General features: G+C 49.4%; 12 protein-coding genes and 1 other annotated feature. Of the genes, 2 read left to right on the forward strand and 10 right to left on the reverse strand.

Features of this window, described 5'->3' with window-relative positions:
- Positions 1 to 8: 8 nt before the first annotated feature.
- Positions 9 to 1313, reverse strand: a complete 1305-nt coding sequence (hisD, locus tag C6Y40_RS03995; RefSeq protein WP_105933453.1) for a histidinol dehydrogenase — start codon at positions 1311 to 1313, stop codon at positions 9 to 11.
- Positions 1314 to 1330: 17 nt separating this feature from the next.
- Positions 1331 to 2233: an ATP phosphoribosyltransferase gene (hisG, locus tag C6Y40_RS04000; protein ID WP_105933454.1), complete on the reverse strand. Its 903-nt coding sequence runs from the start codon at positions 2231 to 2233 to the stop codon at positions 1331 to 1333.
- 45 nt (positions 2234 to 2278) lie between these two features.
- Positions 2279 to 2395 (reverse strand) — a sequence feature (His leader region).
- Between the two features lie 220 nt (positions 2396 to 2615).
- Between hisG and C6Y40_RS04005 the strand changes: the two genes are divergently transcribed.
- Positions 2616 to 2969, forward strand: a complete 354-nt coding sequence (locus C6Y40_RS04005; RefSeq protein ID WP_105933455.1) for a hypothetical protein — start codon at positions 2616 to 2618, stop codon at positions 2967 to 2969.
- Here C6Y40_RS04005 and C6Y40_RS04010 read toward each other — a convergent pair.
- Positions 2960 to 5260: an efflux RND transporter permease subunit gene (locus C6Y40_RS04010; RefSeq protein ID WP_105933456.1), complete on the reverse strand. Its 2301-nt coding sequence runs from the start codon at positions 5258 to 5260 to the stop codon at positions 2960 to 2962. The genes C6Y40_RS04005 and C6Y40_RS04010 overlap by 10 nt on opposite strands.
- 129 nt (positions 5261 to 5389) lie before the next feature.
- On the opposite strand from C6Y40_RS04010, the gene C6Y40_RS04015 reads away from it, so the two are divergent.
- Positions 5390 to 5809: a CBS domain-containing protein gene (locus C6Y40_RS04015; protein ID WP_105933457.1), complete on the forward strand. Its 420-nt coding sequence runs from the start codon at positions 5390 to 5392 to the stop codon at positions 5807 to 5809.
- A gap of 29 nt (positions 5810 to 5838) precedes the next feature.
- On the opposite strand, the gene C6Y40_RS04020 is transcribed toward C6Y40_RS04015, so the two are convergent.
- The 7 genes from C6Y40_RS04020 to C6Y40_RS04050 form a co-directional block, all read right to left on the reverse strand.
- The gene (locus C6Y40_RS04020; RefSeq protein ID WP_105933458.1) at positions 5839 to 6321 is read right to left on the reverse strand and encodes a GNAT family N-acetyltransferase; all 483 of its coding nucleotides are present in this window, start codon (positions 6319 to 6321) and stop codon (positions 5839 to 5841) included.
- Between the two features lie 129 nt (positions 6322 to 6450).
- On the reverse strand, positions 6451 to 9594 hold the full coding sequence (locus C6Y40_RS04025; protein ID WP_105933459.1) for an efflux RND transporter permease subunit: 3144 nt from the start codon (positions 9592 to 9594) through the stop codon (positions 6451 to 6453).
- An 18-nt stretch (positions 9595 to 9612) separates the two neighbouring features.
- Complete coding sequence (locus C6Y40_RS04030) at positions 9613 to 10767, reverse strand: efflux RND transporter periplasmic adaptor subunit (RefSeq protein WP_105933460.1); 1155 nt, start codon at positions 10765 to 10767, stop codon at positions 9613 to 9615.
- A gap of 126 nt (positions 10768 to 10893) precedes the next feature.
- The gene (locus C6Y40_RS04035; RefSeq protein WP_105933461.1) at positions 10894 to 12021 is read right to left on the reverse strand and encodes a GGDEF domain-containing protein; all 1128 of its coding nucleotides are present in this window, start codon (positions 12019 to 12021) and stop codon (positions 10894 to 10896) included.
- Positions 12005 to 12586 (reverse strand): PqiC family protein, encoded by a 582-nt coding sequence (locus C6Y40_RS04040; protein ID WP_105933462.1) that lies wholly within the window; start codon positions 12584 to 12586, stop codon positions 12005 to 12007. The genes C6Y40_RS04035 and C6Y40_RS04040 overlap by 17 nt, the downstream gene beginning before the upstream one ends.
- Positions 12583 to 14226, reverse strand: a complete 1644-nt coding sequence (gene pqiB, locus C6Y40_RS04045) for an intermembrane transport protein PqiB (protein ID WP_105933463.1) — start codon at positions 14224 to 14226, stop codon at positions 12583 to 12585. The genes C6Y40_RS04040 and pqiB overlap by 4 nt, the downstream gene beginning before the upstream one ends.
- Entirely contained in the window at positions 14223 to 15368 is a 1146-nt protein-coding gene (locus tag C6Y40_RS04050; RefSeq protein WP_105933464.1) for a paraquat-inducible protein A, read from the reverse strand. The genes pqiB and C6Y40_RS04050 overlap by 4 nt, the downstream gene beginning before the upstream one ends.
- Positions 15369 to 15447 lie beyond the last annotated feature (79 nt).

Raw genomic sequence — 15447 nt, forward strand, 5'->3', positions numbered from 1 at the left:
TCTGTAAGTTAATCGTTTTGCTTGTTCAATTTGTCCAGCCGATAGCCAACCGCATTGCGGTGAGCATCGAGCCCTTCGGCATCAGCCAGTTGCATAATGGCCGGGCCTAAATTGCGCATGCCGTCTTCACTGAGTTCCTGAATTGTGTAGCGGCGCATAAAGTCCAGCAGTCCCAGGCTGGAGTAATTTCTGGCGTAGCCATAAGTCGGCAACACGTGGTTGGTGCCAGAGGCGTAATCGCCGGCACTCTCCGGTGACCACGGGCCTAAAAATATTGAGCCGGCATGTTTTATCAGCGGCAGTAACCCCCGTGAATTATCACATTGCACAATTAAGTGCTCAGGCGCGTACTGATTGCTCACGGCAATGGCTTCGTTCACTGAGCTGGTCAGAATATAACGGGCGTTTTCCATGGCCTTGCTGGCAATACTGTTGCGTGATAGCTGTGCCAGTTGTTTGGCTACCGCTGCTTCTACTGCCTCAATCAGCTCAGCACTGTTAGTGACCAGAATAGCCTGTGAATCCGGGCCGTGTTCGGCCTGGGAAAGCAAGTCAGAGGCAACAAAGTCGGCATCGGCGCTTTCATCAGCCAGCACCAGTACTTCTGATGGTCCGGCAGGCATATCAATGGCGGCACCGTCGGCGCGCTGACTCACCTGCTGTTTGGCTTCGGTAACAAAGCTATTACCGGGGCCGAAGATTTTATCGACTTTGGTGATGGTGTCGGTACCAAAGGCCATCGCGGCAATCGCCTGCGCGCCGCCACACAGATAAATCTCACCAATACCGCAGCATTTGGCGGCAAAAGCAATCTCAGGGGCAATTTCCTGCCCGGCATTAGGCGGGGTACAAAGTACCTTGCGCTCGCAGCCAGCTACCATCGCCGGTACACCCAGCATCATAACGGTAGAGGGCAGTGGCGCACTGCCTCCCGGGATGTATAAACCTACCGCTTCCAGCGCAGTAAAACGTTGCTCGCAGACGACGCCTGGCGTAGTGGTAAGCCGGATGTCCTGTGGGTACTGAGCTTCGTGGAATTGTTTTACATTGGCAAACGCCGTTTGAATGGCATCCTGTACTTCAGGCGTCACACGAGCAGCCAGCTCATCACGTTTTTCAATACTGAGTTTCAGGCTGGTAAGCTCAGGCGAGTCGAAACGGCGGGTAAATTCCAGTACCGCCTCATCACCGCGCGTAAGCACTTCTGCAAGGATGTCTGCCACGGTTGCCCTGAGTTTGGCGCTGTCGGCCATTGCCGGACGAGCCAGCGCGTCAACTTGTTGTGCAGAAGTCAGAGTAGACCAGTTAATCATAGGATTAGCCTCGCTTTTTAACCCATCATCTTTTCAATTGGCATAACCAGAATAGAGCTGCAACCTAATGCTTTGAGCTTTTCCATGGTTTCCCAGAACAGGTTCTCAGGGCTGACAACATGGATAGCTACGGTGTCGTCGCTGCCAGCCAGTGGCAGCACGGTTGGGTTCTCAGCGCCCGGGAGTAAGCTTTTTACCTGCTCCAGATACGCTTTTGGCGCGTGCAGCATAATGTATTTGCTTTCTTTGGCCTGAATAACGCCATCAATGCGCGGCACCAGACGGTTGATCAACGCTTGTTTTTCGGCACTCAGTTCACCATCGGCACGTTGAATCAGCACGGCTTTTGAGCGGAAGATCACTTCTTCTTCCTGCAGGCCGTTGGCTTCAAGGGTGGCACCAGTTGATACCAAATCACAGATGGCGTCGGCTACACCGGCGCGAGGCGCTACTTCTACCGAGCCTGTCAGCATGACCGCTTTGGCGTTAATGCCTTGCTCTTTGAAGTAACGTTCAAGTAAATAAGGGTAGGTAGTGGCGACTTTTTTACCGCCCAGAGAGGCTGCGCCGTTGTAGTCCATCTCAGTAGGAACAGCGAGAGATAAACGACAACCGCCGTAATCAAGACGACGCAGCACTTCGAAATCGGCTGCTTTACCAGCGGCCTGACGCTCGAGCATTTTCTCTTCTAACTCGTTTTCACCAATAAAGCCCATGTCAACAACACCGTCCATAACCAGGCCCGGAATGTCATCATCGCGAACACGCAGCAGGTCGATATTCTCATTGGTAGAATGGGCAATCAGCAGGCGATCGCGAATGTTGAGTTTAATGCCTATAGCTTTAAGAAGTGCAATGCTGTCGTCGCTTAAACGACCGGATTTTTGAATTGCAATTCGCAGTCTGCTGTTATCACTCATGGTGATGGTCCTCTAATTAGTCCTGAATTTGGTGCGCCATTAACGAAAAACCCCCGGAAGTTTCCTTCCGGGGGTCGATATTCTTTATCTGCGCCACTGGAAGGAAAACAACAACCTTCCAGCACAAACCTGAAAGGTTATGCTTTATGATGGTGGTGATGAATGGCGGCGCGTTTAATCATGTATTAAATTTTGTTCATTAATTTAGACGCGCAAACAATAGCCAAGACGCGCAGCCATTGCAAGTGTTTTGCAACTTTTGCGGGTAAATATACTCTAATTAATGGTTATAAGACCTGTCAGATTGGAATGAATACCCTAAGCTGGTGAATAATTATACATAAAGGCGTATAGTTGAGGCAAAGGTTGGGAGGTGGTTGTTATGAGTAACGATCTATTGTTTTCGGTTTTGCCACGGGAAGGCAAAGTGCCGGTGGTAGTCGACGAAAAGGTCAAGCGGGTCAGTAAAGAAGCCCGGGCTAAGCACCTGTCTGAAGATGAGAAAGAAACCCATGATGAAGAACGCCTGATCAGTGAGCAGGAGCAATATAAGGTGCATGAAAAAGCACCCCGCCAGGAGCAGGAGTCATCCCGGCAGCAGCATCAAAAGCAGGCTGATGAACAATCTGCTGCACCAGCGCCGGAAGATGAGGAAGAACTGCTCTACGACAGTCATGGCGAAACACCAGAACATCATCATGATCCTGATGCTCCGCACATTGATATCTACGAGTGAGTTTTAGCCGTTCGCTCGGTATCCAGCCAGAGTAAAAACGCAGGCAGAAACAGTAAGTCGATCACCAGCGCACCCACCAGGATAATGGCGGTCAGCAGGCCCATATCTGAATTGAGCGCAAAACTGGACAGGCTAAGAATACCAAAGCCCACGGTCAGCACTGTGGTAGTTACAATAAGCGCCTGACCAATGGTTTTGTAAGCATATCGCACGGCTTCTTCGGCACTTTTACCTTGTTCCCGGGCTTTTTTGTATTTCGATAAAAAATGCACCGTGTCATCCACAATGATCCCCAGTGTCATACTGAGCACCACCGAAAGCGCCATATTGATTTCACCCGAGAGCATGGCCCAGATGCCGAACCCTAACCCGGCTGGCAGTAAATTGGGCACCAGGCTGATCGCTCCCAGTTTCAGGGATTTTAAGGCAAAGACCAGCAGCCCTGATATGATCACCAGCGCCGTAAGCGAGCCCTTCAGCATACTTTGCATATTGGTCTCACCAATGTGAGCAAACATCAGAGCAGGGCTTGCCGCGGTTAACCTAAGCTCAGGCGCCAGTTTATTGAAGAAGTCCTTGGCGCGCTGTTCAAAGGCCGTGAGCTCTTTACTGCCAAGGTTATCCAGCGTCACGCTAATTCGGGTTGCGGCTTTGTCGACATCAATCTGGTTATTTAAGTCGAGGCCATAGGGGAGAGACATCTCAAACAGCAACAGATACTGGGCAGCCAGTTCCACATCAAGCGGCAACCGGTAAAAACTCTCATTATCATAATTCATGTTTTTGTTGAGCTTTTTATAGGTGTCACTAATGGAAGAAACATGATCAACCTCTGGCTGCGCCCTCAACCATTCGGTCAGTGCCTGCACCGAGGTTAATACTTCCGGTTTGTTAATACCGGAGATCTCATCGGTGTAAATGGCAAAATCAATGGTGGCGAGACCGCTTAGGTGTTCTGACTGATAATCGGCCGCCTGACGGAAGGTGTTATCCTGACTGAAGTATTTTATAGCAATGTCATTTAACTGGTTGGTGGAAGCCAGAATCAATGCGGTTACAAAAACGATTGCACTGTAAGGTAAAACCCGGCGGTGATAGGTGATCACCCATTCACCCAACCCGGTGAGCCAGGGCAGCGGTTTAGTGCTGGTTTGCTGCGGTGGTTTAATTGGCAGAATTTTAAGCATTGCCGGTAACAGTGTGAGAGCCAGTACACAAGCGAGCATGACGCCCATCGCTGTAAGATTCCCCAGGTCGACCAGAATCGGCACATCGGAAAAATTTAGGGTTAAGAACCCAATTGAAGTGGTAACTGAAGTAATAACCACCGGCATAAAGTTTAATGCCAGGGCATTGTGCAGGGCTTCATCGCGACTTTCGCCTTCACGCATATGTTGAAACCAGGAAGCTATCACGTGGACGCAGTCAGCTACTGCCAGGGTCATCACCATGGTGGGTACATTGACCGTTGAAACACTTAAAAAGAAACCGCTCCAGCCTGCGAATCCCATCGTTGCGGCAATGGTAGTTGCCACTATTACCAAAGTAGTCACGGCGGCAAAAAAGGATCGCATCAGCACGCCAATCATCACAATAATAGCGGCAAACATGGCCGGTACTAAGGTGGCTGCATCGTCGTTAGCGGCAATCTGGAAGGCATCATTGAGCATTACCACGCCGGTTAAATACAGCTTATGATCAGGGTGCTCTGAAGCGATCCGGTTTTTAATATCTTTTACAAAGTCGCCAATTTCCGCCACTTCCGGTGTTTGGTCACCATCGCTCATGCGTACGGTTATACTGATAACTGCCACCTGACCATCTGGTGAAACCAGCCTGTTCACCACATCAGGTTCACTCAGAGCGACTTGTTCGATATTGTCGATGACTTCTGGGGTGAGGGTTTGCCAGTCCGGATAGAGCTTATCGACGATTAAATCATCACCTTCAGCATAGGTATGCTGGAAATTGGTAACAGAGTTAATGCGAATAGAGTAGGGAGTTTGCCAGGCTTCTTCAGTGAGGGCTTTAATCAGATTCAGCGTCGTGGCGTTAAATACGTTGCCTGAATCCGGCACAACCAGAATATTTACCGACTCCGTTTTATTAAACATATCCTGCATTTCTTCAAATGCTACCCGTTGCGGATTATCCTCGCGAAAAAAGGTCTTATAGTCGCCGCGGAAATAGAGGTTCTGAGCGCCCGCTGCCAGTGCGAGAATCAGTATACTACTGAACAGAATAATCAGATAAGGATGGTTGAGGAGTCGCGTATAAAGGCGAATGGTCATTTGACGTCCTTCGAATTGTTATATTGTCATTGACTTTATAAACTACTATTACACGGTAATGTGGAGATTTCCACTGATGAAACAGAGTCTTTAGGCCGTTTGTTGTCGCCAGTCACGGAGCAGTATGAAATGAGTATACCCAGTGTTATGACCCGCCGCATAGTGACCGTTCAAATGGACGATTCACTGACTGTGGTCAGAGAGATATTCGAAGCCAGTGGCTTTCATCATTTGCTGGTGGTTGAAGATGAAAAGTTGGTGGGCGTCCTGTCAGACCGCGATTACCTCAAGGCTATCAGCCCTTTCATTGATAGTATTAGTGAGCGAATCCGCGACCGTGCCACGCTGGAGCGCAAGGTGCATCAGATTATGAGCCGGGACGTTATTTCTCTTAAAGTTACCGACACCATGGTGCGCGCCATCGGTTTATTTAATCAACATAAGATTTCTTGTTTACCGGTTATCGACGAGTTTGATAAGCCGGTTGGGATTGTTAGCTGGCGGGATATTTTTCGTTATTTTGGCGCCTCGGTAGAGAAACGCCGTTAGTCGTTAGCTTTTTGGTATCAACTATTGGCTCAGGCCTGGCTACCTAATGCTTTAAGCGCATCACCGTCTAACCGGTAGCGGATCCATTCGCCCTGGGGCTTAGCGCCCAGTGATTCATAAAAATCAATGGCTGGCTGATTCCAGTCGAGCACGCTCCACTCAAATCTTCCACAGTCTTTTTCCACGGCAATACCTGCAAGATGGGTTAGCAGTTGTTTACCTGCGCCGAGTCCTCTGCTTTGTGGTGAAACATACAGATCTTCAAGGTAAATACCGTACTGGCCCTGCCAGGTAGAGTAACTGAAGAAGTAAATTGCGAAACCGATGGGCTGGCCATCATGTTCGCAAATGAGCCCATGGGCATGGGGTGTTTCGCAAAACAGGGTATTGTGAATATGCTCAGGAGTGGCTTTGGCTTCATGCTCAGCCTTTTCGTAAATAGCCAGCTCTTTGATGAAGTGTAAGATAGTTTCGGTATCTGTTGTCTGAGCGGGGCGAATAGTGATGGCCATAGGGTCTCCTCGGTCGAGCCATGCCAGAGGCAGGTTGTTACTACATTTTGTTGTTAATGATGGGAAAGTTTAACTGAAAAGCATGCGGGGAGCACGGTTTGGCAACCGGCCTCCCCGAAGTTAATTGTGTTAAGAAAGCTGGGGAGATTTACCTGTTAGTTTATTTTTCATCAGTGGAAACAAGCCAAAGAATTTACCGAACAGGGTAGTCAGGTCCTGCAAAATCAAATACAGGCAGGGCACCAGTAGCAAGGTAACCAAAGTCGCGTACAACACTGCAGAACCCAGCGCAGCGGCCATTGGAATGACAAATTTGGCCTGCAGGCTGGTTTCAAACAGGATTGGCATAACCCCAGCAAAGGTCGTTATCGACGTTAAGGTTATTGCTCTGAAACGGGCGCAGCCAGCTTCCTGAACAGCTTGCAGTATGGAGTGGCCCTCCAGACGCTTCTGGTTTATGTAATCGGTCATTACCAGGGAGTCATTGATAACTACCCCGGCCGCCGCAATCAGACCAAAGGTCGACATCATACTCAGATCAAGGCCCAGCAGGTAGTGAGCCCAGATGGCACCGGTCAGGCTGAAGGGAATTACCGACATGATGATTAACGGCTGACCGTAACTCTTCAGCGGCACTGCCAGCAGGATGTACACCATGATCATCGCAGCCACAAAGAACATGATTTGTTCGTCTTGTTGCGCCTGTTGCTCTTCAATGTCGCCACCCAGTTGGGTTTGTACATTGGGGAATTCCTCGAACAGCTGTGGCAGCAGTTTTTGATCAATACTGGCTACCACCTCGTTAGGTTCAACCTGTTCTTCGTCGATAGCGCCATAGACATACACGGAGCGATAGCCCTCTTCACGACGAATGTAGCTGATTCCGGGTTCTTCGCTCAGAGTGACCACGTCACCCAACATGACTTCCTCACCCTCTGGTGTGGTAATCACTGTGTATTTCAGGTCAGAAAAACGCTCCCGGGTTAATCGAGGATAGCGCACCATCACCCGGACTTCCTCGCCGTCACGGATCACTCGCTGGGCTTCACCGCCGTAAAAGCTCAGGCCAACCTGGTTTGCAATGCTACGCAGATTCAGGCCAAGCTCGTAGGCTGCCGGTAACAGTTCCATGCGCACTTCTTTACTGGCCGGGTCAATGGTGGAGCTCACATCATAGAGGCCCTTTTCCTGTTGCAACATCTGAATAAAGCGCAGCCCCGCTTCGTTCAGTGACTTAATGTCGGCACCATACAGCAGGTAGCCAAATTCACCGTTGTCGCCACCACCGTTCACATCGTCTTCAATACTGAAGCTCTTCATACCGGCGATTTCAGGGATCTTTTCGCGCCACTTACGGGCCAGTTCAAAGGTATTAAAGTGACGTGCGTCCTCATCGACCAGAGGAATAACCAACCGCGCTTCGGTACGGGATTCATTAAATGCCAGCAGATCACGGATCATGCCAGAGCCATATTCCTTGATAGTTTCTTCTTCAATTTGCCAAATCACTGATTCGACGGTTTTTAATGCTTCGATGGTCGCCATATCCGACACATTTTCGTTCATCTCAATGCCGATGCTGGGGAAGTCATGAGGCACCTTGGGCTGAGGTATCATGCGCACATGATTACCGGCAACCAGGCCCCAGCTCAGCATTAGCATGGCAACAAAACCAGCTAGAACGGCCCAGCGCCACTGCACGGCTTTTTCGACGGTGCCACGGTACGGGCCATGAATAAACTGATTAAACCGCGCATTGAAGCGAGAGCGCCAGCCGTCAGGTTTTACTTTGCTGAATTTTATATGGGCAATGTGCGCAGGCAGGATAAGCTTGGATTCAATCAGACTAAAGGTCAGGCACAAGATCACAACAATGGCGATATTGTAAAAGAATTCCCCCTCGGGACCGCTACTAAGGGTAAATGGCGCAAACACGGCTATGGTGGTAAGTACACCAAAGGTCGCTGGCGTTGCTACACGCTTGGCCCCGCGGATAACGTTTTCTACCCCGGGCCCTCGTTGTTCTATTTCGGTGTAGGCACTTTCTCCTATTACAATGGCATCATCCACCACAATACCCAGTACCATGATAAAGGCGAACAACGACAGGATATTTACACTTACGCCAAACACTGGCATTAGCATAACTGCGCCTAAGAAGCACAGCGGTAGCCCCACCATAACCCAGAAAGCCAGGCGGAAGCGCAGGAAGATCGTCAACATCAGAGCAACCAGTAACGAGCCCTGAAACAGGTTGTTGAGCATCATGTTCAGGCGGGCATTTAAGTAGTAGGTCATGTCGACCAGCTCTTTAAGCTCTAAACCGGCTGGCAACTCTGTGTTCTTAAATGCCATGAAATCTTTTACCGTTTCAGCAATCGGCACAATGCTCTGCGATTTAGTTGCGTTTACTGCAATCAATACCGCATTTTGCCCGGTATAGCGGAAGTAGCGCTCGCCTTCAGTAAAGCCATCTTTAATGTCGGCGATATCAGAGAGCACGACCTTCGCGCCATCCGGGCCAATCTTGACCGGGATGCTGGCAAACTCATCGCCATCATAAAACTGACTTTCAATCCGCACCGAGACCAGGCCTGCGTCAGTACGTAATTGACCGGCTGAAATGTTGGCAGAGTACTGATTGATGGCATTGGTGACGTCTGAAATTGTCAGGTTATACATGCGCAGCAGTTCAGGCTTAATTTCGATGGCAATTTCATCGGTTGGTACCCGGGCATTGGCCAGGGAAACATTACTTAACTGGAGTAAGTCATCCTCAATTTCCTTGGCGATAGGCTTTAATTCCTCCAATGGAATATCACCCACCAGGGCCATTTCGTACACCTGCTGCTGAAACTCAGCCTGAGAAATGGTGACCGGCTCCATATCGGCCGGGAAGGTGGCAATACTGTCGACGCGCAGCTTTACCTTATCGAGCACATCGGTCAGCTCTTCATCTTTATCGATTTCCAGCGACACCCGGCCGCTGTTTCTGAAAGCGCGGGATACTGTGCGTTTAATTTCGCTAACGTCTTTCAGGCTCTCTTCTATCTTGATCAGGATACTTTCTTCAATTTCCTGGGGAGACGCACCGCGGTATTGCGCCGAAATATTAATATAGTTTCTCTCAATATTCGGAAACATCTGGCGCTGAATGGTTTTGTAGCCAAAGGCACCCATAATAAGGATGAATATCATCAGCAGGTTGGCGGCAACCGAATTACGGGCAAACCACGAAATAAGCCCGGTTTGAGGGTTTAATGGATCTGACATTACGCTGATTTCCGTTGATTAAGGTTGTTTTGCGACGAGTTTATCGGCACCTTCAATGACCTTTACGGCCATTCCATTCTGCGGATACTCAGGCAGTGTCATAACAATGCGATCATCAGCGGCAATATCTACCCGAATTAAAAACTCACTGTCAACTTCACGCACTACCTCAACCGGTTTGGCGACCAGTTTGTCGGCTTCATCGAGGATCCACAGTTGACGTCGGGTAATCAGTTCCTGCGGGATTCGGTAAACATTATCGATGGTCTTACCGGTAAACGACACTTTAGTGTAAGCACCAAACCGCAGCACAGGCTGTTGCGTAGTTAAACCGTAAGGGTCGTTAACTCTGGCTACCAGGTGGGTCATTCGAGTCGCGCTGTCGTAAATGCCTGAGTCGCGAACGATGGTGGCAGAGCGTTTAATTTCGTCGGTTGTGCCGTTAAGCAAGGAGACTGTTGCTTCAATACCATTGAGGGCTTCAGGCAGGAAGGCCTGGTCGAAACGTGCCAGAGGGAAAGTCACTTCGCCTACTTCCACATTGTACAAGGTGGCCGCAGAGGTTCCCACGGTAAGAAAATCCCCTTTACCAATAGAGCGACTAACAATTAAAGCATCGTAGGGCGCAACCACCTCAGTGTTGGCGAGGTCACGCTTAGCAATTTTCATTTGTGCCTGGGCGGCCTTAACCGCTGCTTCAGCAGATAAAATCTGTGGCTTACGCAGGTATAAATCGGTTACTCTTGAATTGGGTAAGGTGGCGGCTTCACGCTCGGCAACATTGGCCAGGGCTTTTTCTTCTATCAGCGCTGCCTGAGCATTGGCGAGCGCTGATTCTGCTTGTAACAGGGCTGCGGTGTACGCATCTTTTTCAATTGAGAACAGCATCTCGCCACGCTTAACAATGCCGCCGGCAACGAATGTCGGATTCCATTCTACCACTTCTCCGCTCACCTGGGCCGCCAGGCGGGTGCTTTCTAATGGCGCAAGTTCGCCGAAAGCTTCAATATTTATGGCAAAGGATTCTGGCTTTAACTGGGTAACCCGCACGGTCGGACGGGTGTCGACCGACTCGTTTTCTTCTGTGGTGTCACCTAGCGCGGTAACAGTCTTCATTGCTCCAATCCCCAGAACAATGATGGCTATTGGTAAGATCACTCTTATCAACTTCATATTTTGTACTTCCTTTGACCCTGGATACGCTTTTCTTTAGATTTATATTATGAGCGATGACAGCCATCGGATCGCTTTATAATTGTAACGAACTATTAAAAAGTGATACTGCGAAAGCCTATCGTTTTAAGGTGTTAATGATGACGCACTTAGGACCTTATTGCGACCCTTTTCTTTGGCCCGGTAAAGTGCCTTGTCTGCCAGTGAAAGGGCATTGTTAAGACCATTTTCCAGGTGAATTTGCGCCACACCAAAGCTGGCGGTAATTGTCAGTGAGGTGTTTTTGATTTGTACCGGCGTTGCTTGAATTGTTTCGCGGATTTTCTCAGCCAGTACCACGCCATTGCTCTCATTGGTGGTAGGCAGAACAAACAGAAATTCTTCGCCGCCCCAGCGTGCCACGCCATCCTGTTCCCTGATGACCTCCTTAAACAGGTCAGCAACATGCTTAAGCGCAATGTCCCCACCATCATGGCCGTAGTTATCATTGACCTGTTTAAACCGATCAATATCACACAGAATAAGGGTTAGTTGTTCCTGCTGCCGTTTAGCGCGGTTTATCTCGTGATCGATAAACTTCTGAATGCCGCGCCGGTTAGGCAGGTTGGTCAGCGCGTCATATAATGCCTGTCGTTCAAATTTTTCACTGATATCGCGAATGATGATAAAGCTGGTTTGCCGGCTGTGCTCGTAAAAGGCCGATAAAAAGGTCACGGTGGCGAAAGACAACAACAAACGCACTTTAAATTCGTGCGTATAACTGGCGATCAGCAGCGCATCACCGGGGGTGAACAGAATGACCGCGCACAGCGCGATAAACAGGCCAACGGTAATAATCCCCCAGAATACCCCGGCAAAAAACATGGCGACCGGGGGCAGCACAAAAATCCATAGCGGGCCGGTGCCAGCCACGCCACCGAATATGACCAGATACAGCATCAGACTAAGCAGGCAGAGTACCAGCAGGGTAGGGGCAATAATATGATTGTTTTTTAACTTACTGTGCAGCAACACCCCTTTACACAGGCCAAACAGGGTCGCCGATGACAGCAACACAATGCCAAGAGTAAGCTGTTCGTTGAAAAGGGCTTTGATTCCCAGTACCAGCGTGATGGACATGCCCACTATCGCGAACAGGTTGATAACGACTATCTTGCGATTAGTGTCTTCGTCATGGCCGGGGCGGCAGCCACTGGTGATAAGGCTATCGAATAGCTTAGTAAAAATGATGTAAGGGTTATCTGCCTGCTTCAACTCTGGTTACAACATCGTTGGTTAATTTATCGATCAGCAGTCGCATCTGCGATACTGAAAACGCAAAACCATCCTTGTTGAGTGGCAGCCAGTAATTAAACCGGACAATCTGCGGTGGCGCTCCGTCTGTTTCCAGCCTGAATTTTCCTTTCAGAACCAGTCTGCCATCATAGGTTGGAATAAAGTCGTCCAGCTGTATATCTAAAATGTACTCCGGTTGGGCAGGATTTGTCCACTTGCTTTGCACTCGAAGACGCATTTTATGCTTCACAGACAAGGATTCGCTAAACGCCATCTTAAAGTCACGGTCAAAGGGCTCTGCCCAAACGTGCTTTGGCGCGAAATGTATTTCGCTGTCGCTGAGCTGTAAACTGAGGTTACGTTGCTTTAAATAATCCGGTGCACTCAGCGAGCGTAAAAAAATCGTGGGCTGGTTGCTGATATCGGTACTCGACTCCGCGGCCACCAGCGTTGGCTCGTGCAGCATATAATAATTTAAACCGATTGGCTTACTGCTGCAGCCTGCTAACCACAGCACTGCAATGCCTGCTATCCACTTTTTCATTGGTCTTGCTCCTGCGCCTGAGGCTGAATATCTATCTCGGCATTATCTGAGAAAATCAGGCCATTCGGGGTTTTATTAAGTTGCATCAGCAGTGGTTGAATGGCCCTGAGCGTTTCTTGTAATGAGTCTACGGTATTGGCGATTTCCGCTTTACTTAACCCGCCCTCTGAATAGTGCTGCAGGAGACCCTCAAAGGCTTTTAAACTGTGCTGGATCTGATCGTTCAGTGCTTCCGTGTCGAGCGCCGCGATGGTTTCGTCGAAATTGTCACTGGTCTCATTCACCGATTCGGCGGCAGCGTTGAGGGTTTCTATTACGGCGGTAATATCTGCAATCAGGGTTTCCAGCGGTAATGCGTTGATTTTATCTAAAATGGCGTCGGCTTTTTGGGTCAGCTGAGTAAACTCACTGGAGACGGTGGGAATAACGTCTATGTCATTCACTGATAGCAGTGATGCCGTTTCTGGCTGGTCTACATGCTGTAAATCAACAAATAAGCCACCGGTTATAAAGTTACCCATGCGTAACGTGGCTCTGAGATCTTTACGGATCCAGCGGCCCAGGCGGTCGCGTAAAAAGGCCAGTCCTTCTTCGCTGTCTTCCAGGCGCGCTTTACCCGGATAAATATTAATTAATACCGGAATAGGATACTCATCATCCAGTAAGCTGCCGATGTCCATGTTATTGGAGTTAATCGCGGCGACTTTACCGATTTGCAGGCCACGGTATTCCACTGGCGCACCCACGGTAAGCCCGCGCACGCTTTCGTCGATGAGCAGCACGTATTGTGCAGCATAACGAAAGCGTTCATCTGCGGCAGCGTTATAGTCGCCATAAATTACAAATTCAGCGTTATCATCGATAGGTTGGCCTTTGGTATCGCCCTGGGGGTTACCAAAAGTCACACCGTTGGCCAGTAAAGTTTCCAGACTACCGGTCTGGATTGTGAGGCCGTTAGAAGCCAGCTGCAATTTTACCCCACTAACGTTCCAGAACCGTGTGTTTTCATCGATTAACTTGTGATAGGGGGCATGAATAAATGCCCGGTAGGTTATACGGCCTTGCTCAACATCAAAATGGACTTCCTCGAACTCGCCAACCTTAAAGCCTTTGTAAATGATGGTATCGCCGGGCTTATAAGTTAAATCGTCGGTATCGCTGCGTAACTCTACGTGTAAACCAGGTGTACCCGGTGGCGTAACCGGCGGGCGTTCCAGCGCGGTAAAATGATCCTGTTCGGTTTGCCCGGCTTCGGCGGTCATTGCGATAAAGCTGCCGGAAAGTAACGTGTTGAGACCAGACACCTCAGAAAAAGATACCCGCGGTGCTACTACCCAGAAACGGGTATTTTCATTGAGCAGCCGGGCTGCGCTTTTTTCCAGTCGGGCAGTTACGGTGACCCCATCAAGCTCGGGCTTGAGTTCGATTTTTTTTACCTGGCCAACATCCAGATCGCGGATTTTAATTGGTGTTTTGTTGACCTCGATGCCACTGGCGGAACTCATATCGATGGTGATCAGTGGGCCCTGATTTTGCCACTGGTAATACACCATCCAGGCGCCAATCAATAACGCAATAATCGGAATTACCCAGACTTTGGATATTCGCGTTGTGGGTTTTACTGCTGCATCATCGGTCATAAATCTGAGTCTTTCCTTTGCTGCCAGATTAAGCGGGAGTCAAATGTCATCGCGGCCAGCATGGTAATAAAAACCAGTGCACAAAATGCCAGCGCTGCAGGGCCAGGGTGAATCGCCAGGGTACTGCCAAGCTGGATAAGTGCTACAAGTATAGCCACCACGAATACGTCTATCATCGACCAGCGGCCAATAAATTCGATAAACCGGTAGTAGCGGATTTGCCTGCCGGGATTCGTCAGTTCTTTAAATTGTACGGCGTAAGTTAATCTGGCGAGTACCACCAGTTTGGCCACCGGAATAACAATACTGGCGACAAATATCACCATGGCGACCGGGTAAGAACCCGACTCCCATAACGATATCACGCCGCCCATAATGGTATTGGGCTCTGAACTGCCAAAAAGCTCTGTGCTCATTATGGGCAGTGCATTAGCTGGAATATACAGGATTAACGCCGTAAACAGCAATGCCCAGGTTCGCTGAATACTCAGGCTCGCCACATGCGGTGTAAGGGGGGTTACTTGTGGTAATTCACCATTGTGCAGCCATAGCTTGAGGCGGGTATCGTCAAAATAAAACAGCGCTGCACTCATACAAACACTGAACAGCACAAAGGCATAAAAGGACAGGCCGATAGCGATATCAGCCAATGAAGTTATTTTGATCAGACTCACCAGAGTACCGAGCAGAAAAATTTCCGCCATGCTCCAGGGCATCAGCCATTCTACCCAGCGCAGCAGGGTTTTCATCCAGGGGCTTGGTGTGGTCAGTAAACGGCAACTGAGCAGGATAATTAAGCCCGTCAGCACCAGCCCTGGCAGTACCAGAGTAGCCATGCCGGTGATCACCGCCAGAGTGACATAATCCTGCTCCACCAGCACATTCAGACCACCTGGTAAATCGATACTGTTTTGCTGCCCGTTGGCTCTGAAAGAGAGAAAGTTAAAAGGTAACGACAGCACTAAAAAAATCATCGCTGACAGCGATAAGGCCAGCGACGCGGGCATATCATTGCGGTGGTAAATACTCAGTGTATAACCGCAGCGCGGGCATACAGCACGCTGTTTATTCTGCAAAGCCGGTACGTTAACATTGGCTTCGCACTGAGGGCAGGTGATATTACATAGAGGAGGCGCTGACATCACGGGCGTCGAAAAGTGTTTTAGTTAGCTTAACCTAAACACTGGCGACTTAAAATAGAACGGGGCGCTTAAAGCGCCC

This window comes from Marisediminitalea alba (assembly GCF_002993365.1).
Taxonomy (GTDB): Bacteria; Pseudomonadota; Gammaproteobacteria; order Enterobacterales; family Alteromonadaceae; genus Alteromonas; species Alteromonas alba.